The organism is Methylovulum psychrotolerans, assembly GCF_002209385.1.
In the GTDB taxonomy this organism is placed as follows: Bacteria; Pseudomonadota; Gammaproteobacteria; order Methylococcales; family Methylomonadaceae; genus Methylovulum; species Methylovulum psychrotolerans.
Genome location: NZ_CP022129.1, coordinates 287,512 through 311,116, shown reverse-complemented (window position 1 = coordinate 311,116; position 23,605 = coordinate 287,512). Strand labels below are relative to the sequence as shown.

16 protein-coding genes are annotated in these 23,605 nt (G+C 51.7%); 10 read left to right on the top strand and 6 right to left on the bottom strand.

What is annotated here, in order from left to right:
• Positions 1-52: 52 nt before the first annotated feature.
• From CEK71_RS01325 to CEK71_RS01300, 6 genes are all read left to right on the top strand, one after another.
• Positions 53-1,948 carry a DUF2341 domain-containing protein gene (locus CEK71_RS01325; protein WP_088617695.1) on the top strand — a complete coding sequence of 632 codons (1,896 nt, stop codon included), beginning with the start codon at positions 53-55 and terminating at the stop codon, positions 1,946-1,948.
• On the top strand, positions 1,945-2,349 hold the full coding sequence (locus tag CEK71_RS01320) for an ExbD/TolR family protein (protein ID WP_088617694.1): 405 nt from the start codon (positions 1,945-1,947) through the stop codon (positions 2,347-2,349). Before CEK71_RS01325 ends, CEK71_RS01320 begins: the two co-directional genes overlap by 4 nt.
• 6 nt (positions 2,350-2,355) lie before the next feature.
• Positions 2,356-3,030, top strand: coding sequence for an energy transducer TonB family protein (locus CEK71_RS01315; RefSeq protein ID WP_088617693.1), 675 nt, complete (start codon positions 2,356-2,358; stop codon positions 3,028-3,030).
• 95 nt (positions 3,031-3,125) lie between these two features.
• Complete coding sequence (locus CEK71_RS01310) at positions 3,126-4,922, top strand: putative porin (protein WP_198328414.1); 1,797 nt, start codon at positions 3,126-3,128, stop codon at positions 4,920-4,922.
• 12 nt (positions 4,923-4,934) lie between these two features.
• Positions 4,935-5,609: a hypothetical protein gene (locus CEK71_RS01305; protein ID WP_198328412.1), complete on the top strand. Its 675-nt coding sequence runs from the start codon at positions 4,935-4,937 to the stop codon at positions 5,607-5,609.
• 19 nt (positions 5,610-5,628) lie between these two features.
• The gene (locus CEK71_RS01300; protein WP_157678909.1) at positions 5,629-6,882 is read left to right on the top strand and encodes a hypothetical protein; all 1,254 of its coding nucleotides are present in this window, start codon (positions 5,629-5,631) and stop codon (positions 6,880-6,882) included.
• Between the two features lie 2 nt (positions 6,883-6,884).
• Here the strand turns inward: CEK71_RS01300 and rtcA are convergent, their stop codons facing one another.
• Both rtcA and CEK71_RS01290 read right to left on the bottom strand, forming a co-directional pair.
• Entirely contained in the window at positions 6,885-7,916 is a 1,032-nt protein-coding gene (rtcA, locus tag CEK71_RS01295; protein ID WP_088617690.1) for an RNA 3'-terminal phosphate cyclase, read from the bottom strand.
• A complete protein-coding gene (locus tag CEK71_RS01290; protein ID WP_088617689.1) occupies positions 7,903-9,132 on the bottom strand; it encodes an RtcB family protein in 1,230 nt (409 codons plus the stop codon). Before CEK71_RS01290 ends, rtcA begins: the two co-directional genes overlap by 14 nt.
• 263 nt (positions 9,133-9,395) lie before the next feature.
• On the opposite strand from CEK71_RS01290, the gene rtcR reads away from it, so the two are divergent.
• The gene (gene rtcR / locus CEK71_RS01285) at positions 9,396-10,997 is read left to right on the top strand and encodes an RNA repair transcriptional activator RtcR (protein WP_088617688.1); all 1,602 of its coding nucleotides are present in this window, start codon (positions 9,396-9,398) and stop codon (positions 10,995-10,997) included.
• A gap of 115 nt (positions 10,998-11,112) precedes the next feature.
• Here the strand turns inward: rtcR and pncB are convergent, their stop codons facing one another.
• The gene (pncB, locus tag CEK71_RS01280) at positions 11,113-12,294 is read right to left on the bottom strand and encodes a nicotinate phosphoribosyltransferase (protein ID WP_232463733.1); all 1,182 of its coding nucleotides are present in this window, start codon (positions 12,292-12,294) and stop codon (positions 11,113-11,115) included.
• 9 nt (positions 12,295-12,303) lie between these two features.
• On the bottom strand, positions 12,304-13,134 hold the full coding sequence (locus CEK71_RS01275; RefSeq protein WP_088617686.1) for a cysteine hydrolase family protein: 831 nt from the start codon (positions 13,132-13,134) through the stop codon (positions 12,304-12,306).
• A 166-nt stretch (positions 13,135-13,300) separates the two neighbouring features.
• On the opposite strand from CEK71_RS01275, the gene CEK71_RS01270 reads away from it, so the two are divergent.
• Together CEK71_RS01270 and CEK71_RS01265 are read left to right on the top strand one after the other, a co-directional pair.
• Entirely contained in the window at positions 13,301-13,969 is a 669-nt protein-coding gene (locus CEK71_RS01270) for an NUDIX hydrolase (protein ID WP_088617685.1), read from the top strand.
• A gap of 65 nt (positions 13,970-14,034) precedes the next feature.
• Positions 14,035-14,916, top strand: a complete 882-nt coding sequence (locus CEK71_RS01265) for a LysR substrate-binding domain-containing protein (protein WP_088617684.1) — start codon at positions 14,035-14,037, stop codon at positions 14,914-14,916.
• 20 nt (positions 14,917-14,936) lie between these two features.
• On the opposite strand, the gene CEK71_RS01260 is transcribed toward CEK71_RS01265, so the two are convergent.
• Together CEK71_RS01260 and CEK71_RS01255 are read right to left on the bottom strand one after the other, a co-directional pair.
• A complete protein-coding gene (locus tag CEK71_RS01260; RefSeq protein ID WP_088617683.1) occupies positions 14,937-15,776 on the bottom strand; it encodes a peptidylprolyl isomerase in 840 nt (279 codons plus the stop codon).
• Positions 15,777-16,060: 284 nt separating this feature from the next.
• Positions 16,061-19,972 (bottom strand): DUF3683 domain-containing protein, encoded by a 3,912-nt coding sequence (locus CEK71_RS01255; protein ID WP_088617682.1) that lies wholly within the window; start codon positions 19,970-19,972, stop codon positions 16,061-16,063.
• 661 nt (positions 19,973-20,633) lie between these two features.
• Here CEK71_RS01255 and CEK71_RS01250 point away from each other — a divergent pair.
• On the top strand, positions 20,634-23,585 hold the full coding sequence (locus CEK71_RS01250) for an ABC transporter substrate-binding protein (protein ID WP_088617681.1): 2,952 nt from the start codon (positions 20,634-20,636) through the stop codon (positions 23,583-23,585).
• The last annotated feature ends 20 nt before the right edge of the window (positions 23,586-23,605 follow it).

The window sequence follows — 23,605 nt, the reverse complement described above, 5'->3', positions numbered from 1 at the left end:
CCCATTATTTTGGGCAACAGCTAAATTATTTTTAATCAACCCAAGCTAAACCATGAAAAAAACTACCCGTAATTCTCTTAAACTGGCCTTGCTGCTGTCTTTGTTACCTACCGTGGCCTTGGCTTGGTGGAATAACGATTGGTCTTCACGCAAACCTTTAACGGTAGATGCCGGCGCAACAGGGGCGGACATCCAAGAGACGCTGAGCGACGTGCCGGTTTTGTTACGTCTACATACCGGCAATTTCGGTTATTTTGCCGAGCTGGCCGAAAATGGCAAAGACTTGCGTTTTATGTTGGATGACAAAACGGCACTGAAATATGCCATCGAAAAAGTCGATCCGCTGGCCGAAGTCGGTTTGGTTTGGGTAAAACTGCCGACAGTGCGCGGCGGTGTCAGTACCGATGTGTTCACTCTGTATTATGGCAACCCCAAAGTTGCCGATGCTTCAGACCCGCAAGGCATTTACGATGTCAACCAAGCCTTAGTCTACCATTTCAATGATGGCGAAACCTTGCCGCAAGATGCCACGGCCTATAGCCTCCATGCCTCGGCTTCCAAAGCCACTATCGACCCTGCGGGCTGGATAGGGTCGGCGGCTAAATTTGACGGGCAAGGCGGTATTAGCGTTAACGCCGCCCCGGCACTTGCCATTACGCCAGACAGCGGCTGGACATTCACTACTTGGGCGAAGATTGACCAAGCCCAAACCAACGCTGTATTGGTACAGGCCAAAGAAGGTGCAGCTGAAATCACCTTAACGCTACAAGGCTCGGCTATCACCGCCAGCTATCAGGGCGTAGGCGGCGGCGTTAGCCAAACGTTACCCGCCAACCTGCAATTAGGCCAATGGCAACAAATTGCCCTAGTGGCGCAAGCGGACCGTTTGACCTTATACCTGAACGGCGAAGCCGTCGGCAACACCGCCATCAAACTCGCGGCCATGAATCCGTCGGTCAGTATCGGGCAAGGTTTAACTGGCTTGCTTGATGAAGTGCAGATCGCCAAACAGGCGCGTAGCCCCGATTGGCTTAAACTGCAATTCCGTAGCCAAAGCCCCGATTTTAGCGTCCTGAATTTGGGTCAGGACGAAACCGGAGGTTCCGCCGAAGGCCCCAATTATTTCGTCATTATTCTGCAAAGTTTGACGGTAGACGGCTGGGTGGTCATCGCCTTGTGCGGTGTGATGTTAGTCATCAGCCTGTTAGTGATGATCGGTAAGGGCTTGGCTTTACGGCGGGCAGGTAAGGATAACGCCGCTTTCCTCAAGCAATACCGTAATGTCGATGCGGCACATTTGGATGCGTTGGATCGGGAAGAAAACGAAGACGAGCAAGAAGTCAACGACTCTGATTTTCTCGCCGCCATCGTCGGCAAGCATGACCATTTCCAAAGCTCGCCGATTTATCACATTTACCATGCTGGCGTGCATGAGTTGAAAGTGAATTTTGGTGATGGCATGGGCGTTACCCCGCTGACCGCCGAAGCCTTAAACTTGGTGCGTACCCGCTTGGATGCCGCTGTTGTGCGGGAGAGCCAAAAACTCAACAAAAATATGGTGTTGCTGACCATAGCCATTTCCGGCGGGCCGTTCTTAGGTCTGCTAGGTACGGTTATGGGGGTAATGATCACCTTTGCGGTAATCGCCGCGACAGGAGATGTCAATATCAACTCGATTGCCCCAGGTATCTCCGGTGCTTTGGCGGCTACAGTTGCCGGGTTGGCGGTGGCTATCCCCGCCTTGTTCGCCTACAACTATTTGCTCACGCAAATTAAGGACATCACCGCCGACATGCACGTTTTTACTGATGAGTTTTTAGCGATGATCGCCAAACGTATCGCCGACCGCCAACGCGGCGAACCGGATTTAAAAGTCGTGTTCACTGAAGAGTTCATCAACATTATTGCCGAGCGCATCGCCGCCAAACAAGAGAGGTTAAGCTCATGAAAGTCGGGGAAGAAGGCAAAGTCTACGATGACATCAATATCACCCCCATGCTCGATGTGGCTTATGTATTGTTGTTGATCTTCATCATTATGACCACGGCGACTGTACAGGGCATCACCGTCAACCTGCCCAAAGCCAGCAGTACGCCGTCGTTGTCGAAACCAAAAACTAAAGCCATTTCCATCACCAAAGACGGTACGGTGTATTTGGATACTTACCCGATTTCTCTGGCCGATTTGGAAACGCGTTTAGGGCAATATAAAGCGGCGACACCGGATTTGCCCGTGGTAGTGAAGGCTGATGCCGCCGTACAGTATGAAAAAGTCATTGAAGTGTTAGATATTGTCACCCGGCTGGAAATTAGCCAACTGGGTCTGGTGACCCAAAAACTGGTCAAGTAGGCGGTTATGGAGAAATACCAACGTTGGTTACGCAACTTGCCGCTGATTATCGGTATTGTTTTAGCCCTGCTGATCGCCGTCGCGGTGTATTTTCTACAAGGCATGTTTCAAAAACCGGCGCAGGCGAAAAAACAGATGCAGCAAATCACCATGATCCAACCGCCGCCTCCGCCACCCCCGCCGCCGCCTGAGCAAAAACCGCCGGAACCGGAGCCTGAGCCGGAAAAAATGCCTGAACCGGAACCGGAAAAAGAACCTGAACCCGCCCCAGAAGCGGCGGCTGAACCCGCTGGTGAAGAACTGGGCGTAGATGCCGATAGCGGTGCAGGTTCTGATGGCTTTGGCCTAATCGGTAAAAAAGGTGGGCGCGGCTTGTTAGGCGGCACGGCAGGCAGTGCCGCGATTTGGTATGGCGGGCAAGTAAAACGCGGTCTGGAGGAGGAATTGCAACGCCTACTGACGGACAGCCCGGCGCGTAAGGCGGCTTATAGCGTACAAATGAATGTCTGGGTCAATGCCGACGGCAGCGTCAACCGCGTTGAATTAGCCAGCCCCAGCGGTAAGCCGGAAGTCGATCAAGCCATCCGCGCCGCCCTGCCGACCTTACGTTTCAGCTTAGCCAAACCGCCGCCCGAAACGATGCCGCAACCGATTAAGCTGCGCGTCACCTCAAGGATTTAGGGCGTGTCCGCAAGCTTTTGGGCGGATCGGCAATGTTGTTTGCCCTAAAGGGCAATGCCAATAGAATTCAAAATACCGTAATGAGAGTAACGATAATGACCAAAAAAACCTTGGCGGCCCTACTGGCAAGCTCGCTGGTAACGCCGATTATGGCGGATGAAAAAGAGGATTTGCTTAAGCTCAAGCAAGAAATTGCGGGTGAGCGTGAGGAACTGCTTAACTTAAAAAACACTGCCGTCAATCTGATTGATATTTTTGTCCAACAAGGCTTATTAAATAAAGAGAAGGCAGAAAGCCTGATGAAAGCCGCCAAAGCGAAAGCGGCGCTGGAGGCCAAACAGCCCCCTGCTGTGCCGGACAGCACCGCAAGCCAAGACGCTGGCAAACCAAAAGATGCCAAAAGTATCCGTTTTGCTTATGTGCCTGAATTTGTCAAAGAAGAGATCCGCCAAGATGTCATTGCCAATATGACGGGTAAAGTAGTGAGCGAAGTGAAAGCGGATGCCAAAAAAGAACAATGGGGCATACCCGCCGCGTTGCCGGAATGGTTAAATAACATCAAAATTTCCGGTGACATGCGCTTGCGCGCCCAAGATGACATTTTCGGCTCGGCCAATAGCCCAAGCTCCTATCTGGATTATCTGAATATCAATCAAGATGGCGGCCAATTGGCGGCGCAAAGCAGAAACCAGCAATATCTCAACACCACCGAAGACCGTTTACGCCTACGCGAACGCTTTCGCCTAGCCATTGATGCGAAAATCACCGACGGCTTAAAGGCGGGTTTACGCTTGTCTACCACTAACCAGTACAGTCCGGTCTCCAGCAACCAGACGCTCGGCAATACCGGGCAATCGTTCCAACTTGCCATTGACCGTGCCTTTGCGCAATACGATTTTGTCGACAGCCAACATAATGACTGGTTTACCCTTTCCGGCGGGCGGATTGCCAACCCTTGGGTATCCACCGAAATGGTCTACAGCCCGGATTTGAGTTTTGAAGGTTTTGCGGCTACGTTCCGTTGGCATACTAACCAAGAGCAAGACCGTGTCAAATACTATCAGCCCGCCCAAGCTAATAGCCGCTTCGGCTTGCAAATGGGGCCACAGACCCCCGATTCATTATTTGTCACTTTAGGCGCGTTTCCGATTCAGGAAGTCAACTTTTCCACTGTCGACAAATGGCTGTTCGGCGGGCAAATCGGTGCCGATTGGCTGGTACATAACGATTCGCGCCTGAAAGTCGCCGCCGCATACTACGATTATGAAAATCTCCGCGCCCGCAGCAATGCCAGCGACAGCTTTACTTATGATTGGACAGCCCCGCAGTTTATCCAAAAGGGCAATACTTTAGTGCCGATTAACGTCAATAACGGCAGCAACAGCCGCTGTACCGATAGCCAAAGCCTACAAGGCCAAGGCTGTTTGTTTGGCTTGGCCTCAGACTTTAAAATATTCAACGCGACGGTGATGTACGATTTTGCCGATTTTGCCCCGACCCATGCCTTAGTGTCATTCGATTATGCGAAAAACTTAGGCTATGATGCCGCCCGCATCGAGCGCGAATTTCCTGGCTATTTGGGCAACAACAACCGGGCAAGGACGGATGCTTTCCAAATCCGTCTGGATGTCGGTAAGCCAGAAATTAAATACTTTAAAGACTGGAGCACCATTATCGCTTACCGTTACATCCAACGTGACGCTATTTTAGACGCGTTTACCGACAATGTTTTCCATCAAGGCGGTACGGATGCCAAAGGTTGGATGCTAGGCGGCAGTTACGGTGTGGCCAAAAATACTTGGCTGATGTTCCGTTGGTTCAGCACCGAGGCCATTGACGGCCCGCCATTAGATATTGACTCGGCGGTATTGGATTTGAACATGCGTATATAGGCGGAGACAAAAATGAACCCAAAATCCACTCTTTATAGCGGTTTGCTGTTAGCTTGCCTGTTAAGTGTACCCGCCTTGGCCGCACCTAAGCAGGAATCCGCCGGACAACTGGCTTTAAAAAAAGCCCAAGGTGCCGTCCGGCAGTTGACGGAAGAAAAGCAAGCCTTAGAAGCGGAAAAAACCGCTTTAATCGACCAAGTTAAAAAACTAGAAGGCACTGCCCAACAGTTAGGGCCTTTACAAGCCGAATTGGTGCTGCATAAAAGCCAAGAAGAGGCTTTACACACCAGCAACAGCACCTTGGCGGTACAACTGCAAGGCGAACGTGACAAACTGCAAAACTTGCACAATAAACTGAAAGATATTGTTGCGCAGGCGAAATTAATCCAAAACGATAACCAATTGCTGGTCGCCGCTGTCAAGGAACGTGAGCAGTGGATAGGCCAATGCCGTGATAAGAACCACCAATTGCTGGAGGTCAACCAAGCGTTGGTCGGCAAATACCAAGACAAAGGTTTTTGGAGTAAAGCGGCGGAATTGGAGCCATTTACCGGTATCGGTAAAGTCGAAACCCAAAACACCGTGGAAAGCTATCAGTTTAAATTGGCGGACCTTAAAGTCACCGAATTTGCTGAGGCGGGCCATGCACAGTCAGCCGAAGCGGATGCCGCCGCGCCAAACCCATAAGCTAATTACGAGGCCTATCATGTCCAAAACAACGCCTGAACGTCTTATCATTGGCCCGTCGCATGTGGTCAGGCTCCGGCACGCGCTGGCAACCCGGCAACTGCCGGAACTGACGCTACCTAGCCGCCTGATTGGGGTCGGTGGCTTACCGATTTGGAGTCCGCGCATCACGAAAGAACTGGCCACCGCCACACCGGAGTCAGAAGTTTTTGTGATCGTCGGCGATTTCAGGTTCGGCAATCCGGTCTTGAATGATCCGACGTTTACGCCGGACTATCCGCAACCGAAAGAGTATCTCTCCATTGAGAAGGATTTGATTAACGAAACCAATGACCAACGTTTGTTCGCGTTGTCGTTAACGGCTCTGGACGCGCTTAAGCGGCAGCTTAATGGCCGATTGCGCCTGTTATTTTGGGATTTGTCGATACGCGAATACCAAAACCGCAGCACCGGACGTTACTATCAAGAGAGCGGAGATTATCGGCATCCGGTTTGGAATCTGGACGCGGTGTTGGCGCAATTTTCCGACATAGCCATTGATAGCCGCGCCATGCTTGGCCACGGCGAACGGCTATTTATCGACTCCAGCGCCCATCCCAGCCTGATCGGCTGGCTTTATATCAACCGTTATTTGCGGGGTGAAACGGCGGTGGATTTATCCGCCGTGTTCCAGGCGTTCGACCGGGCCTTAACGCAATTACTGACGGCGGTGTTGGCACAAGAGGCGGTGCTGATTACAGGCGATTCGAAATTTACCCGTTTATTGGCGTTATTTGTCAGTAACCAACAATTCCGCCTACCGGATAACTGGCAAATACTTCCATTATCAAAGGCTTATGAAACCCAAGGCTTTGAGCGTTGCTTATATTTTCCGGGGCTTTGCACCTTTGAGCTGGATGAGGCAGGTATCGCCGAAGGCATCGGCAAGGTTAAGAGAATATCGGCCCGCCTGACCGCCACCCACAAGCAAGTGTCTGTTTTGTATTATGATAACTGGGCTTATGAAGCCATATCCAAACGCTCCGGCTACCAGAACAAATTTGTCTCCCGATATGACAGCGGCCTGACTGCCCAATTAGAGGCGGAGACTTGCCAACTGGGGCAAACCTATAAAATCACCGACAGCACCGACTTTGAAGGCATGATAGAACTCAACGCCACCTTGTTGCCCAGCGTGTTGGGTATCGTCGAGATTCTGGCCAGAAGCACCCGGCAAATTAGCCATGAACAGGTGCTGGCGGCTTATCAGGACTTTTTAACGGCGTGTTTGTGAGTTTACGTCTCCACCGTAACCCTCCAGCCTTGCGCGACTTCTTCCGTATCAATTGACACCGCCAACAGTTGCCGGATAACATTCATATTCGTCCGGCAATGCTCGGTCAATTTTCCGGTAATAAACGAACCGCCTGCCCCTAAAGCCAAAGGCAACAACAATTGGTCGGCCAGATAATGACCGACTGGGGCGGTGCTGCTTTGGTAGCGGCGTAAGGCATCAACGGCACTATCGGCGACTTTTTCGGCACTGATATTCAACGCCCCGTGACTTGCCACCAACTCAGTAATATGCGCATAATCCATTTGCACAATGACACTATTGCCCGGCCCCAAGGAGTCAATTTGCGCGGTGCTGATGCTCTCTTCCGGCCATTTTAGGCGGCGCAATAAACGGTCTTTTTCCCTGACTACAATATGTCCGGGAATTTTCGCGCTCAGACAACGGGCGTGGGCCGTCACCAACTCGCCGCGCGTTTCCAAACATAAGCGGCGGTAAGCGGCGGCGGGCTTAACCGTTACCGTCCATTCCCCCGCCCCGACCGGATAAAAACCGTAGCGGTGCAATTGGCAGCTAAACTCGCCGCCTTGTTGGCGCAAGATCGGCAAAAACGCCTGCTCGATAAAATCAAAACTGGGGGCCATCGGGTTATGCGTACCGCCGACCAAAGTCAGGCGTGAGGGTTGCCCTATCATCAGCAAAGCGGGCAGGACGGTTTGGAACACCAATGTGCTGCTGCCCGCCGTGCCCACCGCGAAGCGGTAATCCCCCGCCCTGATAGGGCCGGGGGTAAACGCTAGCGCCGTCGCGCCGATAAAAGCCCCTTTTACGTCAGCGCCGCAAACATCGGCAATGGCCTTGACGCAAGCCAAGTGCTGGCGCATCAGGCCTGGGTTTTGGCGGCCTTGGCGGATGTTACGGATATGCACAGGCACACCGCGACACGCCGATAACGCTAAAGCGGTACGCAAAATTTGCCCGCCGCCTTCACCTTGGCTACCGTCAATTTCAATACCCTCGCTAACCTTTGACACAAACCACCTGTTTTAATGTGTGCATAATTTCCACCAAATCGCTTTGCGCCGCCATCACTTGCTCTATAGGTTTATAGGCGGACGGGGTTTCGTCGATGACCGACTTGTCCTTACGGCATTCCACGCCTTCCGTAGCGGCGACATGTTCTGCCACCGAGACATTTTTTATGGCGGCGGTTCTGGACATCACCCGCCCGGCACCGTGGCTGCAACTGCAAAAACTTTCTTCGTTACCCAAACCACGGACGATGAATGATTTCGCCCCCATACTGCCGGGAATAATCCCCCATTCCCCCAGCCCGGCCCGCACCGCACCTTTGCGGGTCAGCAGCACGTCTTTGCCGTAGTGGTGCTCACGGCTGACATAATTATGGTGACAGTTGACCGCCGCCACTTGGGCATTGAAATTCAGCCCCAAGCTCAGTGACAAAGTGCTTAAGACCCGTTGCATCATCATATCGCGGTTCAGTTGGGCATAGCGTTGCGCCCATTCCACCGCTTGGACATAATCGGCAAAATACTCGGAGCCTTCCGGCAAATAGGCCAGATCACGGTCAGGCAATTGGATAAACCAGCGCTGCATTTCTTTTTGTGCCAGTTCGATAAAATGCGTGCCGATACGGTTGCCGACCCCGCGTGAGCCGCTGTGCAGCATCACCCAGACCGCATCGCTTTCATCCAAGCACACTTCGATAAAATGGTTACCTGTGCCTAAAGTGCCCAGATGTTTGGCATTATTGGTGTTCTTTAGCACCTTATGTTTTTCGCACAACTGGCTAAACGGCTCCGCCAGTTGTAAATTCCACACCTGGGCAATCTCTTCGGGCAAGTCATGCCAAGACCCCTTATCACGGCGACCCGGATGCATATCCCGCCCGTGCGGTACGGCGCGTTCAATGGCATGGCGGACATCGCGTAACGAATCCGGCAATTGCTCGGCGCGGATTTCGGTTTTTACCGCCATCATGCCGCAACCTATATCCACCCCCACTGCCGCTGGAATAATCGCGTTTAAGGTCGGCACGACACTGCCGACCGTCGCCCCCTTACCTAAATGCACGTCAGGCATCGCGGCTATCCATTTATGAATAAACGGCAAGCGCGAGATGTTAATCAATTGCTCACGGGCCTGCTCTTCAAAGGGTACGCCGCGTGTCCAAGTTTTGATCGGTACACCGCCGCTGACGTGGGTCACTTCATAGTTGGGTTGGCTCATGGTTTATCATCCTTAGGTTTGGCTTTGGCAAAATGCCGACAATGTAGAGTTTCCGCTTACGTTTTTGGGGGCTTATCCCCCAAGCTTTTATATCCTGATAGTTTATAAAGCCCTACTTAAGCCATTGCAAAGGCCGCGCCAAGTATCCATCTATAATATCATGATAAATTTATCAAGCACTTATACTAAATAGTGGCTTTTTGCCAAAAAGCCACTATAGTAAAAGCTATCTAAATAAATAACAGCCTATCAAAATAGATATTATGAAAACCGTTGTCATCAGCCTGCTCGGCACGTCTTTAGACAATCGCGGCTTTAATTACAAACGCTGGGAACGCTGGCGGCCTACTTTGTCCTTATGCCAGCATGACGATTTGCTGGTTGATAGGCTGGAGTTACTGTTCCAAAGCCAATACCAACAGATTGCCGAAAATCTCACCGAAGACATCCGCACCATTTCCCCAGAAACCGAAGTCAGGCAACATCTTATCAACCTGGACGACCCTTGGGATTTTCAAAGCGTCTATGCCGAGTTATTGGATTTTGCCCAAGGCTACGCGTTTAATAGCGAGCAGGAACAGTATCTTGTACATATCACCACGGGTACGCATGTCGCGCAAATTTGCCTGTATTTGCTGACTGAAGCCCGCTACTTGCCGGGGCGTTTGGTGCAAACGTCGCCACCCTATAAAAGGGAGACTGTGCCGGGACATTATCAAATCATTGATTTGGATTTATCCAAATACGATCAGTTGGCATCGCGTTTTGCCAAAGAGCATCAGGAAGGTGCGCATTACCTGAAAGGCGGCATCGAAACCCGTAACCCGGCTTTTAATAAAATGATCGAGCAAGTCGAAAAAGTCGCCATCCGCTCGCAAGAACCTATTTTGCTGACCGGCCCGTCCGGTTCCGGCAAATCGCAATTAGCTAAGCGCATTTATCAATTGAAGAAAAAACGCGGGCAATTTCCTGGGGCGTTGGTGGAAGTCAATTGTGCGACTTTACGCGGCGATAATGCCATGTCGGCTCTATTCGGCCATGTTAAAGGCGCGTTTACCGGAGCGGTTATGGTACGCAAGGGCTTACTGGCCGAAGCCGATAACGGGCTGTTGTTTTTGGATGAAATTGGCGAACTGGGTTTGGATGAACAGGCCATGCTGTTACGCGCTATTGAAGATAAACGCTTTATGCCCTTAGGCTCGGATAAGGAGACCAGCAGCCGCTTCCAATTGATAGCAGGTACTAACCGTAATTTATTTGCGCAAGTGGAACAAGGGCGGTTTCGGGAAGACTTGCTCGCGCGGATTAATTTGTGGTCTTACCAATTGCCGTCCTTAAAACAGCGCTTGGAAGACTTGGATGCCAATATAGACTATGAGCTGGAAAAGTACAGCCAGAAGACCCGCACATTGATAGGCTTTAATAAACAGGCCAGGGAATGTTACCTACAATTTGCGAAAGCCCCGGAAGCGACCTGGAACAGCAATTTCCGCGACCTTAACGCCAGCATTACCCGCATGGCAACCTTGGCGGACGGCGGGCGCATCACTTTAGAAGTGGTGGCCGAGGAAATAGACCGCCTGCGCCATGCTTGGCGGCAAAACCAAGGCGATAACGCCGCAACGGATTTGGCAGAGTTATTGGATGCGCCCGTGGATTTGTTTGACCAAGCGCAATTGGCGTATGTCATCCGCATTTGCCAAACTTCGCACAGCGCCGCTGAAGCAGGCCGCAAACTGTTTAACGTCAGCCGTCAACAGAAGGCATCGGGTAACGATAGCCATAGGCTAATCCAATTTCTTAGTAAATATGGTTTGGATTTTAAGACGGTTAAGCACTATACAAAAAATTCGGCTGAGCTATAAACGTCTCTCTGCCTTAAATTAAGGGTACTTTCTATGTTATTGAAATAAAATACTAAAACTGGCATTTACCTGCCTGCACCAAAAGCACAGCGGACAGAGCCAACATGGGATCATTTCAAACAAAATGGTTAAAAACATGGCATAAATAAGCAATAAAGGCCGCGTCTTGGCATAAGGTTTTGCCGGGCGAGTCTGACAGTTTAGCGACTGGTTCGCCATTACAACGCATCAGCTTCATGACAATATTCAAAGGCTGCACCCCCAAATCATTCGTTAAGTGGGTGCCGATACCAAAACCCAGTTGGATACGTCCGCCAAACTGCCGATACAGGGCGATGGCTTTGCTTATGTCCAGACTATCGGAAAACACCAAGCGTTTGCTGTTCGGATCAATGTTAAGTTGCTGATAATGGCGGATCGCCTTTTCCCCCCAAGCGAACGGATCGCCGGAATCATGGCGCAAACCATCAAACAGCTTGGCAAAATACAAATCAAAATCACGCAGAAATGCTTCCATCCCGATAGTGTCGGTCAGGGCAATACCCAAATCGCCGCGAAACTCTTGCGCCCAATCTTCTAGGGCGACCCGCTGAAAATCCCGCAAACGGACATGGGCTTGGTAAGATTGCACATATTCGTGCGCCATTGTGCCGATGGGCGTTAAGCCCAGTTGCTTGGCCAAATAAACGTTGGAAGTGCCTTTCAGTAGAGTCGGCACTGTTTGCTGTAGGGTGGTGACCACTTCCTCTTGCCATGCTCCCCAAGCCCGGCGGCGTAAGCCGAAATCAAAAAACTCGAACGGATGCCGTAAGGCGGGTTCGGCGGCAAAGGTTTTCAGTACGGCGATTTTCTCATGGAGCCGACGGCGGCCTTCCGCTAACAAAACGGCGGGGTCGAAACGCCGGAAATACAGTTCCGAAACGATATACAAGCAGAATATTTCGAAATTCATGATTTGTATTTGCGGGCCGACGGCACGAATCCTAAGCTGCCCACTCTCGGCTGATACTTGCAGATAGTTTGCCTGAAAACGGAATGCCGCCAAAAAACCGATAAAATCCGCTTTGAGAAAAGGCAAGCCCGCCAGATAATTTAACTCATCATCGGTAAAGCGCAGGCTATACAGATGCGCCAACTCCGCCCGGACATCCTTAACCAAATCGGCCAGCGGATAAGCGGGGGTGTTGCGGCAGACAAATTCATACTCGGCCAAGGTTTCAGGCCGTTTGTGCAGCATAGTTTGCCACATTGGGAACTTATACAGGTCATTTTCCAATAAGCTTTTAACGATAGGCATAGTCATTCCTTAATCGGTAAGTTCGGCAAGCAGATCGGCACTGCTGGCTAAGCGTACGCCGTGTGCCTGCATATCGGCGAAAAATTGCTGAGCAATGTTTTCAAAACCCGGCACCGGGCTCATGCAATCGGTCAACAAAACCAATTTGTCGCGCAAGGCAGGGGCATAACGCAATAGGTCTTCCACCGTTTCTTTCACACAATGGCTGCTTGCCTGGCCCGCCACCAAAATCTCCGTTTGGCGTGCCAATAAAGCCAATAAATCTTGGTTTAATTGGGTGGATTCGTCGTCAGGGTACGGAAACACGGCCTTTAGGGCGGAAAAGCTCTCCGTCCAGATATTTTCGCCTTTCTGGATAAATGTGATGGGTTTTAAGCGCTGTAATGACCATTGCCGCAATGCGCTGGCAATTTCAGGGTGCAGATTATGTCCGGGCGTACCGATCTGGCAATGCTCAGGCCAAAGGGTCAATGTTCGCCCGGCTTGTTCCAACGCGTCAAAATACGCCCTCAGAAATTGGCCACCGTCTTGGGCGGATACCCCAATGATAGGCCGATAGTCGCCGTTACGCACCTCAGCGGCAGTGATTGCTGTGAAGGTCGACACACTGCCGCCGTACCTATCCCGCCAACAGACCGCGTTAGCCAAGTCTAATGGCTGATGCGAATCGAGCGTGGCGATGATGTCGGAAATGGCTAAGCCGCCTTGTTGGATCAGAAGCGCCAATCTGAGGCAATCGTCATGCGCCCCTTTAACCGCCAAGGCTGGCGAATAGCTATAGGTGGGCAAAGCGCAGAAATCGTTTTGGGCATCAATAATCAGCAGTTGTCTGTCGGGCATTAGGGAAGCCATTGGTAAAAATAAGTGATGTGCAGTTAGTGTAATCCTATTAGTTACAAAATGCAACTAAGTATATTGCTGATAAGCCGATAAAATTTAATGGTGTTGTGTAGGGAATATCTTCGGTAAACTAAGTCAAACACCCGAAAACCAACTTTTAAAGCCCATGCACCAAGCTGTCATTGCCACTGTCGATATTGTTTTTTTGACCATCCATAACGGGCGCTTAGGTGTCGCCTTGTCCAAACGCGATAAAGAACCTTTTCAAGGTGGTGATGCCTTACCTGGCGGTTATATCCATGCCCAAGAAGACCGTGATTGCTTAGATGCCGCCGTGCGGATACTACATGAGAAAACCGGGATTTTGCCGCCTTATCTGGAGCAATTGCAGACTTTCGCGGGCGCGGCCAGAGATCCGCGCGGCTGGTCTGTATCGGTGGCCTATTTTGCTTTGGTGCATTACCGCGTCATCGAATCCGCACACCATCCCGATGTGGCGATTTTCCCGGTTGATGCCTTACGCCGCCTACCGTTCGACCATAACGACATTATCGCCACAGCCGTCGATAGGATACGCAATAAGGCGCAGTATTCCTCATTGCCGTGCCATTTGGCAGGGGAAACGTTTACCTTGCCCAAACTGCAAAAAGTCTATGAAGCCTGTTTGGGGGAAGCCTTAAACAAGGTCAGTTTCCGCAGAAAAATGCAGGAATTAGCCGTATTGGAAGCTGTACCCGGACAAATGGAAACGGAGGGTGCCCATAGGCCCGCCCAGTTGTATCGGTTGAAAGCGGAATTTAAAAACGGCTTAAAATCATTGGCGAGGGGATTATAGTTGGCTAGCCGCGGCATAATGGCTTATCTTTATGGCGATAAGATAAATTTGCCGGACGATAACCTATGAACCTAAGGGATTTGCATTATTTGATTGCAGTTGCCGATTTGCGCAGTTTTGTGCAGGCGGCGGAGCGTTGCCATATCAGCCAACCGACCTTAAGCACCCAAATCAAAAAAGTTGAAGACAGTTTGGGTGTGCAGATTTTTGAGCGCACCAATAAAAAAGTCTTGCCGACCGAGCTGGGCGAGCAGATTATCGCTTCGGCGCGGCGGATTTTACAGGAAGTCGGGCATATCAACGAATTGGCGCGTATCGCCCAAGATCCTTTGGCGGGTAATTTGCGCTTGGGGGCATTTCCAACTCTAGCCACTTATATCTTCCCCCAATTAGTGCCGCTGATTAAACAGACTTTACCCAAAGTACGGCTGATTTTGGTGGAAGAAAAAACTGAGCAATTGCTCCAGCAACTGAAACAGGGGCAAATAGACGCGGCTTTATTGGCGTTGCCGATTATTGATGATTATCTGGCGACGGTAGAATTGTTTGCCGACGAGTTTTTTTTGGCTGTTGCCGCCGACCATCCGTTGGCAAGTAAAGCCACTGTTAACCCCGCCGATTTGTCCGGGCAAGCTTTGTTATTGCTGGATGAAGGCCACTGCCTGCGCGGCCATGCCTTACAAATATGCCAGCTCAACGGCTTGCAGGAGCAACAAGATGTCCGCGCCACCGGGCTGGAGACGTTGCGGCAAATGGTCCGCGCGGGTACGGGCATCACCTTTATGCCGCGCGTCGCCATCCGTACCCACGATGAAGGCATTTGTTACCTGCCGTTCGCCCTGCCCGCCCCCAGCCGCACCATCGGCTTGGTATGGCGCAAAACCAGTCACCGGGGCGATTTGCTTAAACGCCTAGGGGAATTAGTCCAAACCTTGTCTTGGGAATAACCCCCTCCCCTTTGCAGCCGCTATTGGGCAACTGTCGAATCTTTGGTAAATGTTGCCATACAATTATGGTTGCCTTTTAGGGTATCTAAGGTAATCGTCCGGTTAAAGCCTTGGCAATCGCCTGTCCAACCCGTAAAAGAAAAGCCGCTGATGGGGGTCGCCGTTAAAATCACCTTACCTAATACAGGTTGGGATAACACACAAGCCGTACCGCAATTGAGACCGGCTGGCGAACTGGTGACCGTACCCGAACCGTTTAAGGTAATGCGGGTGAGCGAGACATTGCTGTTAAGCGCGTAGGAACTGAACACATTTTGGATATACACGAGACTGGGGAAACCCGTAAAAGGCAGGTCATTATAAGTCGCTGAATTGGCGATTTTTCCCACTACATCCATCCCGTCGATCACACTGCCGAAAACCGCGTAACCCGGACTACTGGCACTGGCATAATCTAAAAACAGGTTATCGGTGAGGTTAACAAAAAACTGCGAAGTGGCGGAATTAGGGTCGGAAGTCCGTGCCATAGCGATGGTGCCGGTTTTATTGCTCAAACCATTGTTTGATTCGTTAACGATAGCGGCCAAGGTTGTTTTCAGCTTACCATCAAATCGGCTGTAACCGCCCCCTTGCACCACAAAGCCCTTAATGCTGCGATGAAAGAGTGTGTTTTTATAAAAACCGCTTTGAATATACTTGTAGAAATTATTGGCGCTGATAGGGGCTTTTGTGTAATCAACCTTGAAGGTTATAGTCCCGACATTAGTTTGCAATTCGAATATCGACGGTGGCGTAGCGGCAACTGCCGCTTGCTTGAATGAGGCCAGACCAAGGCACAGTAAAATAGCTAATCGACGCATAGGGGGATTCCAGAAGTTTAAGTGAGAGTGGGCAGGCTTATTATCCGAAGAAGAACGGGGAGATTGCAAGCTTGGCGTACGGTTAAGCAGCTAAGAATCTGTCTGGTAACAGTTTAGGTCTATTAATGTCTCCGACAATACCTTTTTCGCGTATGCCCCATATCAATCCTTGGGTGTAACAACACTCGAATAGTAATTAAAGCCGATGGGGAATTAGCAATAACATTGGCCTTTCAGGCTTGCAAGCCTGAAAGGCCTTAAGCGACGTTTCAACTTTTGGTTTTTTACAACAAAACCCGCTCAATCCCACCATTACCTGCCTGGCCGATATAGTTTTTCAACCAATCCGCACCCAGTTTGTGGCGGGCGATTTCCACGACGATATAATCCACTTCCAACTGCTCCACATCATCGGTAAAGCGTTGTAAGCCTTGGACGCAGGAGGGGCAGGAGGTGAGCATTTTAATCGGCCCGCTGAAACCGTCGGCGCGGATGGCGGCGGCGTTTTCTTGTAGTTCGGCATTTTTCCTAAAGCGCACTTGGGTTGACACATCAGGCCGTGCCACCGCTAATGTACCCGATTCGCCGCAACAGCGTTCGGATTTGCCGACTGTCGTGCCGATCAGGGCGTTGACGGTTTTCATCGGGTCTTGTTGCTTCATCGGGCTGTGGCAAGGGTCGTGGTATAAATAACGGTTGCCGTTAATGCCGTCCAGTTGTACGCCTTTCTCCAACAGGTATTCGTGGATGTCGATTAAGCGGCAACCCGGAAAAATCTTCTCAAATTCGTAATCGAGCAATTGGTCCAAGCAAGTGCCGCAACTGACCACGACGGTCTTGATGTCCAGATAGTTTAAGGTATTGGCTACCCGATGGAACAGCACCCTATTATCGGTGGTGATTTTCTGCGCCTTGTCGTATTGTCCGGCGGCGCGTTGCGGGTAGCCGCAACATAAATAACCCGGCGGTAATACCGTTTGTACGCCAATCTCGTACAACATGGCTTGGGTCGCCAGACCAACTTGCGAGAACAGGCGCTCGGAACCGCAACCGGGGAAGTAAAACACCGCTTCCGAGTCAGCGCGGGTTTTGGCCGGGTCGCGGATAATCGGCACAATCTGGTCGCTTTCTATGCCTAATAAGGCCCGTGCGGTTTTTGACGGCACTTTATCGGGCATTTTCCGGTTGGTGAAGTGCAAGACATATTCGCGTAACTGCGGTTGTCCGGTCGAAGACGGCGGCTGCACCAATTGTTTACGCGTCCACGGTTTGAGCAGGACATTGCCCCAGCGCTGGGCTTTATAGGCCCATTCAATCAGCAATTTACGCATGATTTTAATGCTGTTGGGATGTCCGGTGGAGAGGAAAGCGATAGCCGCCGTTTTCACGGGGTTGAAGCTTTGCTTACCCATTTTACGCAACAGGTTGCGCATGTTCATTGACACTTCGCCGAAATCAATATCGACCGGACAGGGGTTAAAGCATTTATGGCAGACCGTACAATGGTCGGCAACGTCTTCAAACTCTTTCCAATGGGTGATGGATATGCCGCGCCGGGTCTGCTCTTCATACAAAAAGGCTTCGATCAGCAACGAGGTGGCGAGGATTTTATTGCGCGGCGAATAGAGCAAATTCGCTTGCGGCACATGGGTGGCACACACGGGTTTGCATTTGCCGCAACGCAAACAGTCTTTGATGGAATCGGAAATCGCCCCGATGTCGCTTTGCTGCATAATCAGCGATTCATAGCCCATCAGGCTGAACGAGGTGGTATACGCCGTGCTGAGATTGCCGCCCGGCATCAGTTTGCCTCGGTTGAAACGGCCTTCGGGGTCCACTTGCTGTTTATAGGCGTGGAAGTCAGCCAGTTCGGCTTCGCTGAGGAATTCGTACTTAGTGATACCGATGCCATGCTCGCCGGAAATGACCCCATCCAAAGAACGCGCCAAGGCCATAATGGCAACCACCGCCCCGTTAGCTTCCTGCAACATCTCGTAATGGTCGGAGTTAACGGGTAAATTGGTGTGGACGTTACCGTCACCCGCGTGCATGTGCAAGGCGATAAATACGCGCCCGCGCAAGATGTCTTTATGCACCGCTTCAATACGTTCGATGACAGGGCGGAAATTGTCGCCTTCAAAAATTTCTTTCAATCTGGGCAACAATTCTTGCTTCCACGACACGCGCACCGAGCGGTCTTGTAGGCGATGGAACAAGGTCGGCTGTTCGGTACGGTTAGTCAGGGTGTCGGCTTCGATACCGTAGTCGGCGAACTGGGCTTCCGCCGCGCTTAACGGTAAGTCCAGATGTGTGTACAGCCACTGCCAGCGGGTTTGTACGGTGGCTAAGGCTGATAGGGCTAGGTTACGGCGGTCGCCGATCAGCTCGGTTTTGTCGACGCTGTCTTCATAAGAGCGTAGCGGTAAATCGCCGGACAATAGCGTTTGCAAGGCCGCACATAAGCGCAATTTATTGCGTAGCGACAGTTCGATATTCAGGCGTTCGATACCGTCGCAATAATCGCCCATGCGCGGCAGCGGAATCACCACGTCTTCGTTGATTTTAAAGGCGTTGGTATGCTTGGCGATAGCGGCGGTACGCGCCCTATCCAACCAGAAGGTCTTGCGGGATTCGGGGCTGATGGCGATAAAGCCTTCGGCATTGCGGGCGTTGCATAAGCGCACGACTTCGGAAGCCGCGAGGGCGACTTGCTTTTCGTCATCGCCGACAATATCGCCGATCAGCACCATTTTCGGCCGCCCATGATGCTTGGCTTTACTGGCATAACCGACCGCTTTGACATAGCGCTCGTCCAAATGCTCAAGCCCCGCCAGCATCACGCGTAACGGGCCTTCTTTCGGCAAAGCCGCCAGATAATCCCGGATTTCCAGAATGGCGGGCACGGCCTCGCGCACTTGCCCGAAGAATTCCAAGCAAAACGTCCGGGTATGTGCAGGCATTTTGTGTAAAATCCACTGTGCTGAGGTAATGATGCCGTCACAGCCTTCTTTTTGGATACCGGGCAAACCGCCGAGAAATTTGTCGGTCACGTCTTTGCCTAGCGTCCCTTTGCGGAACGCCGCCCCAGGGATGACCAGAGGCTCTTCGGCCAGTAACTGTTGGCGGGTGGCATCATAGCGTTTTAGCAGAAAGGTGACTTGTTCCTGTTCATGGATTTTGCCGAGATTGTGGTTGAGGCGTTCGACTTCCAGCCAGTTACCATCCGGTGTCACCATCCGCCAAGACCACAGGTTATCCAACGCCGTACCCCACAGCACGGCTTTTTTGCCGCCTGCGTTCATCGCGACATTACCGCCCACGCACGAAGCATCGGCGGAAGTGGGGTCGCAAGCAAACACCAGCCCTGCCCGTTCCGCCGTTTCCATGACCCGGCGTGTCACCACGCCAGCCCCGGTATAAATGGTCGCGTAAGGCTGCCCGGCTCCCGGCAATTGGCTGGCCGGATCAACCCGGCCTATCTCCACCAATTTTTCGGTATTGATGACGGCGGCATAGGGGGTCAACGGTACGGCACCCCCCGTATAACCTGTACCGCCGCCGCGTGGGATAATGGTCAGGCCGAGCTTGATGCAGTCGCGCACCAAATGCCCCACTTCGTCTTCGCTACAGGGATACAGCACCACAAACGGGTATTCAACCCGCCAATCGGTGGCATCGGTGACATGGGAGACGCGGGCAAAGCCGTCAAAACAAATATTATCTTTGCGCGTGTGTTTGGCTAACAAGGCCAAGGCCTTACGGCGCATGGCGTGAGTACGTTCAAAATGGGCGGCAAAATCATCCACGGCCTTATGCGCGGCAGTGAGCAACACTGCCACCCGCTTCGCCCGCTCGGCATTTTCGCCTTCATGGTCGGCATGGCGTTTTTCCATTTGCCCCAGACGATGGCGCAAAGCATCCAGCAAGGCCTGACGGCGCTTGCGGTTATCCAGTAAATCGTCTTCAAGGTAGGGGTTACGCTGTACCGCCCATATATCGCCGAGTACTTCAAACAGCATCCGGGCGGAGCGGCCTGTCACCCGCTCGCCACGCAAGGATTCCAAAATTTGCCAGCTCTCGGCACCTAATAGGCGGATGACAATTTCGCGGTCGGAAAAAGAGGTATAGTTATAAGGGATTTCGCGCAACCGTGTCGGTGACGCTTCGGAAAAAAGGGAGGGCAGTTTTGAGTCCACTACTATTCTGTGTTACGGATAATTGACAAAGCCCATTGTATCACTAGCTGACGGGGTGAAAAACCGAAAGTGGCAATAAGCAGGGCAAGCGCAGAGACATTGGCAAAGAAATGCGCTGAACTTTAACCTTTTAAAAGCCGTGTAGCTTTTGTTCAGCAAGCGATAGCCGTCTGTTTGACAATGGCAAAGCCTCCTTATCTGAATCGATGGACATTTTAGTCAAAGGGCATTCGGTCAGCTCAAAAAATGTTGTGTAGAGTAAAACACAGCGGCTTTTTAAACTGCCGCACAATCAATATGCCGCATGGAAATCGGCATTGATTGGGGCTATTTATTCTTATAGCCCATTGATTAAAATGTCTTTAACTTTATATGCGCTTACCCTAAAACAATAAGTGCGCTTAAGGATTGGGTGTGCAACAGCAGCAATGAAAAATTGCCGGATGTTTTTGGAGGCGCTGATTAATTCATCTATCGGTCATTTTCTTGTGATATGCGATACTATATAACTGCATGTCCACCCGCAAAAATGATTGTTAACCCCATAGTTATCGCTAAGGCTAATGACCTTGAAAAAAAGGGGTCGCCTTTGCAAACCATCCGGCAAATGGGCGGCGGCTCCTTTGCCCTATAACAGAGTATTTCGACCTAGCGACTGATTATGACCGAAGCCACTAAGCGCCTTGCCTTTTCCATCTTGCTGATTGTTCTTGCCGCTGCCCTGCAACTATGGTCTGATCGGCATAACCGCCACCAAGGCCAAGCGCGTACAAACACGCCCGCGACCATCATCCCCATCGCCATTTTGCAGCATAGCTCCAACCCGATGATGGAAGAAATCCACGCTGGGATTTTGGCTGGCCTGCATAGCAAAGGTCTGGATGACGGGAAAAATCTGGCAATCACGACTTATAACCCTGAAGGCGATTTGCCCACGGGTAATCTGATGGCGCAAAAAATCACGGGTGGCGATTATCGCCTGGCCGTGTCCATTTCTACCGTGATGTTACAGGCCTTGGCCAATGCTAACCGCAACGGGCGGGTCGGGCATGTATTTGGGGCGGTGACTTCGCCCGTGGCGGCGGGGGTCGGCATCAAAGCCTTGGACAGCTTGGATAAGCCGTCTCATTTGACAGGCATAGGCACCCCGCAACCGGTTGCGGACATTTTCCGGTTGGCGAAACAACTTAATCCGGCCTTAAAAACGGTCGGTGTGGTCTGGAACCCCGCCGAAGTGAATTCGGAATTTTGTACCAAACAAGCGCGGGCAGTGGCCGGAGAGCTGGGGCTAACCCTCTTGGAAGCCCCGGTCGAGCAAGCCAAAGATGTGCGTGAGGCTGCCGAATCTTTGGTGGCGCGTGGCGTGGAAGCCTTTTGGACAGGCGGCGATGCCACTGTAAACGCCACCGTGGATAGCCTGATAGAAGTGGCCCATAATGCGCATATCCCCGTTTTTTCCAATATCTCAGGCCATGCCAAACATGGCGGCTTATTTGATTTAGGCGCCGATTATCACGAAGTCGGTGAGCAAATAGGCCGTATTGCCGCCGATGTCTTGAACGGGGCTAATCCAGCCACTTTGCCGGTCAAAGATTATGTGCCTAAGCGTTTATTTCTCAACGAAAAAACCCTCAGCAGCTTGCGTGATGCTTGGCAATTCAACCCTGCCCTGTATGCCCAAGCCAGCCTTGTTATTGATAAAAATGGCGTGGAAACCCCGCTTAAACCTGCCAATGCCGCCTTGCCTTTACCAGCAGTTGCACCAATGGCCATGGCTTTATCAGCAGGGCGGACATATAAAATCGGCGTGGCATATTTTGCCCCTGAACCGGGCATTGATTCGGTCATGGCAGGATTGCGTGAAGGCCTGAAGGCGCTAGGCTTGGAAGAAGGCCGCAATCTTAGCTTCCAGACTATGCACGCACAAGCGGAAATTTCCCAAATTCCGACTATCGGGCAAGTGCTGGACAACAGCGATGTCGATGCCATTGTGACCCTGACCACACCCGTGCTGCAAGGCGTGGGCATGATGGCCAAACATAAGCCCGTAGCCTTCACCTATGTCACCGACCCGCTGGCGGCGGGGGCGGGGAAAAGTTTTACCGAGCATTTGCCCAATCTTACTGGTATCGGCTCTTTCCCGCCCGTCGCCGATATGTTGGAATTGACGCGCAAGGTTTTGCCGGGTGTCCGTTCGTTGGGTACATTGTATAACCCTAGCGAAGCCAATTCGGTGAAAGTCGCCGCCGTATTGCGGGAGCTATGCCAAAAAGCGGGCATCACCTTAGAAGAAATCCCTATCAACACCACTGCCGACGTAGTGCAAGCGGCACAAGCCGCCGTGGCGCGTAAGGTCGGGGCGATAGTCGCAGTAGGTGACAACACCATGTATCAAGGTGTGGATGCGATTGCCAAAATCGCCAAAGATGCCAATATCCCACTAATCCTCGACCAACCGGACTTTATCGGTCACGATGCCTTAATGGTTGTCGGTGTCGATTACAAAGAAAGTGGCCGTGCCGTTGCCGAACCTCTGGTACAGTTACTGGCAGGTATCAAACCTGCGGGGATTCCCTTCCGCAATGTCAGCAAAAAATCCATTGTGCTTAACGAAGCCAGTGCCCAACGCTTACATATCACCTTCCCTGACGAACTACGCGCCTTGGCGGTTGCAGCTACTGACACTGCCCCGACACCGCCCGCCAAACCTTTAGACCATCTTTGGAAAATCAAGCGGATGTTGTATGTGGAAACACCCCCTGCCGAAGAGGCCTTGCACGGTATTGACGAAGGCTTTAAGGCGGCTGGCTTGCAGGCGGGACGCGATTTTGTCTTAAGCGACGCGTCAGCACAAGGCGATATGACCGTCTTGTCCGGCCTTGCCGATGCGGCGGGCAGTGACGGTACTGAGCTGTTAATGACCTTGTCCACCCCCACCTTGCAGACGGTATTGCACAAGGTCAAAAAAATCCCCATTGTCTTCACCTTTGTGGCCAACCCAATCATTGCCGGGGCGGGTACGGACGATACCCACCATCTGCCGAATGTCACGGGCGTTTATACTCTCGCCCCTTTCCAAGAAATGGTGGCATTGTTAAAACAGTATTTTCCGCAGCTACGGCGGGTAGGCACTTTGTTTACCCCTGGGGAAGACAATTCCGTTTACAATATGGAAGCTTTTGAAAAAGCCGCGACGGCACAAGGGCTGTCGGTAAACAAAATGCCGGTCAATTCCGCCAGCGAACTGCCTAACGCCGCCTTGGCAATGGCTAGCCAACCGATTGACGCTTGGGTGCAAATATTGGACAATCAGATAGTTTCCGGCTTCACCGCCATTACCCAAGCGGCGACCCGCGCTAAAAAGCCCTTGTTTACCTTTACCGAATCGGGAGTTAAGCAAGGAGCCGCCGTCGCCTATTCTATGGATTATTATCAAGCCGGTTTTGATGCCGCCCTCAAAGCCGCCGACATCATGCGCGATACGCCGCCAGCGGCCATCGCCTTTTCCAAGCCCAGCAAAATCCGCCTGATTATTAGCGAAGCACATGCCAAGGCCTTACAACTGCCGCTACCCGTCGGGCTGGTCAATAAAGCCGACCTACGCCTCCCCTAGCCCCCACCATCCTAAAGGAG

What these genes read in the sequence shown, in the direction of transcription:
- pncB (WP_232463733.1), bottom strand. Translation starts at nt 12,294, where the DNA reads ATGCCTATCGTTAAAAGCTTATTGGAAAATGACCTGTATAAGTTCCCA.
- CEK71_RS01310 (WP_198328414.1), top strand. Translation starts at nt 3,126, where the DNA reads ATGACCAAAAAAACCTTGGCGGCCCTACTGGCAAGCTCGCTGGTAACG.
- CEK71_RS01305 (WP_198328412.1), top strand. Translation starts at nt 4,935, where the DNA reads ATGAACCCAAAATCCACTCTTTATAGCGGTTTGCTGTTAGCTTGCCTG.
- CEK71_RS01260 (WP_088617683.1), bottom strand. Translation starts at nt 15,776, where the DNA reads ATGCGTCGATTAGCTATTTTACTGTGCCTTGGTCTGGCCTCATTCAAG.
- CEK71_RS01290 (WP_088617689.1), bottom strand. Translation starts at nt 9,132, where the DNA reads ATGAGCCAACCCAACTATGAAGTGACCCACGTCAGCGGCGGTGTACCG.
- CEK71_RS01265 (WP_088617684.1), top strand. Translation starts at nt 14,035, where the DNA reads ATGAACCTAAGGGATTTGCATTATTTGATTGCAGTTGCCGATTTGCGC.
- CEK71_RS01300 (WP_157678909.1), top strand. Translation starts at nt 5,629, where the DNA reads ATGTCCAAAACAACGCCTGAACGTCTTATCATTGGCCCGTCGCATGTG.
- CEK71_RS01250 (WP_088617681.1), top strand. Translation starts at nt 20,634, where the DNA reads ATGACCGAAGCCACTAAGCGCCTTGCCTTTTCCATCTTGCTGATTGTT.
- CEK71_RS01270 (WP_088617685.1), top strand. Translation starts at nt 13,301, where the DNA reads ATGCACCAAGCTGTCATTGCCACTGTCGATATTGTTTTTTTGACCATC.
- CEK71_RS01320 (WP_088617694.1), top strand. Translation starts at nt 1,945, where the DNA reads ATGAAAGTCGGGGAAGAAGGCAAAGTCTACGATGACATCAATATCACC.
- rtcR (WP_088617688.1), top strand. Translation starts at nt 9,396, where the DNA reads ATGAAAACCGTTGTCATCAGCCTGCTCGGCACGTCTTTAGACAATCGC.
- CEK71_RS01275 (WP_088617686.1), bottom strand. Translation starts at nt 13,134, where the DNA reads ATGCCCGACAGACAACTGCTGATTATTGATGCCCAAAACGATTTCTGC.
- CEK71_RS01315 (WP_088617693.1), top strand. Translation starts at nt 2,356, where the DNA reads ATGGAGAAATACCAACGTTGGTTACGCAACTTGCCGCTGATTATCGGT.
- CEK71_RS01325 (WP_088617695.1), top strand. Translation starts at nt 53, where the DNA reads ATGAAAAAAACTACCCGTAATTCTCTTAAACTGGCCTTGCTGCTGTCT.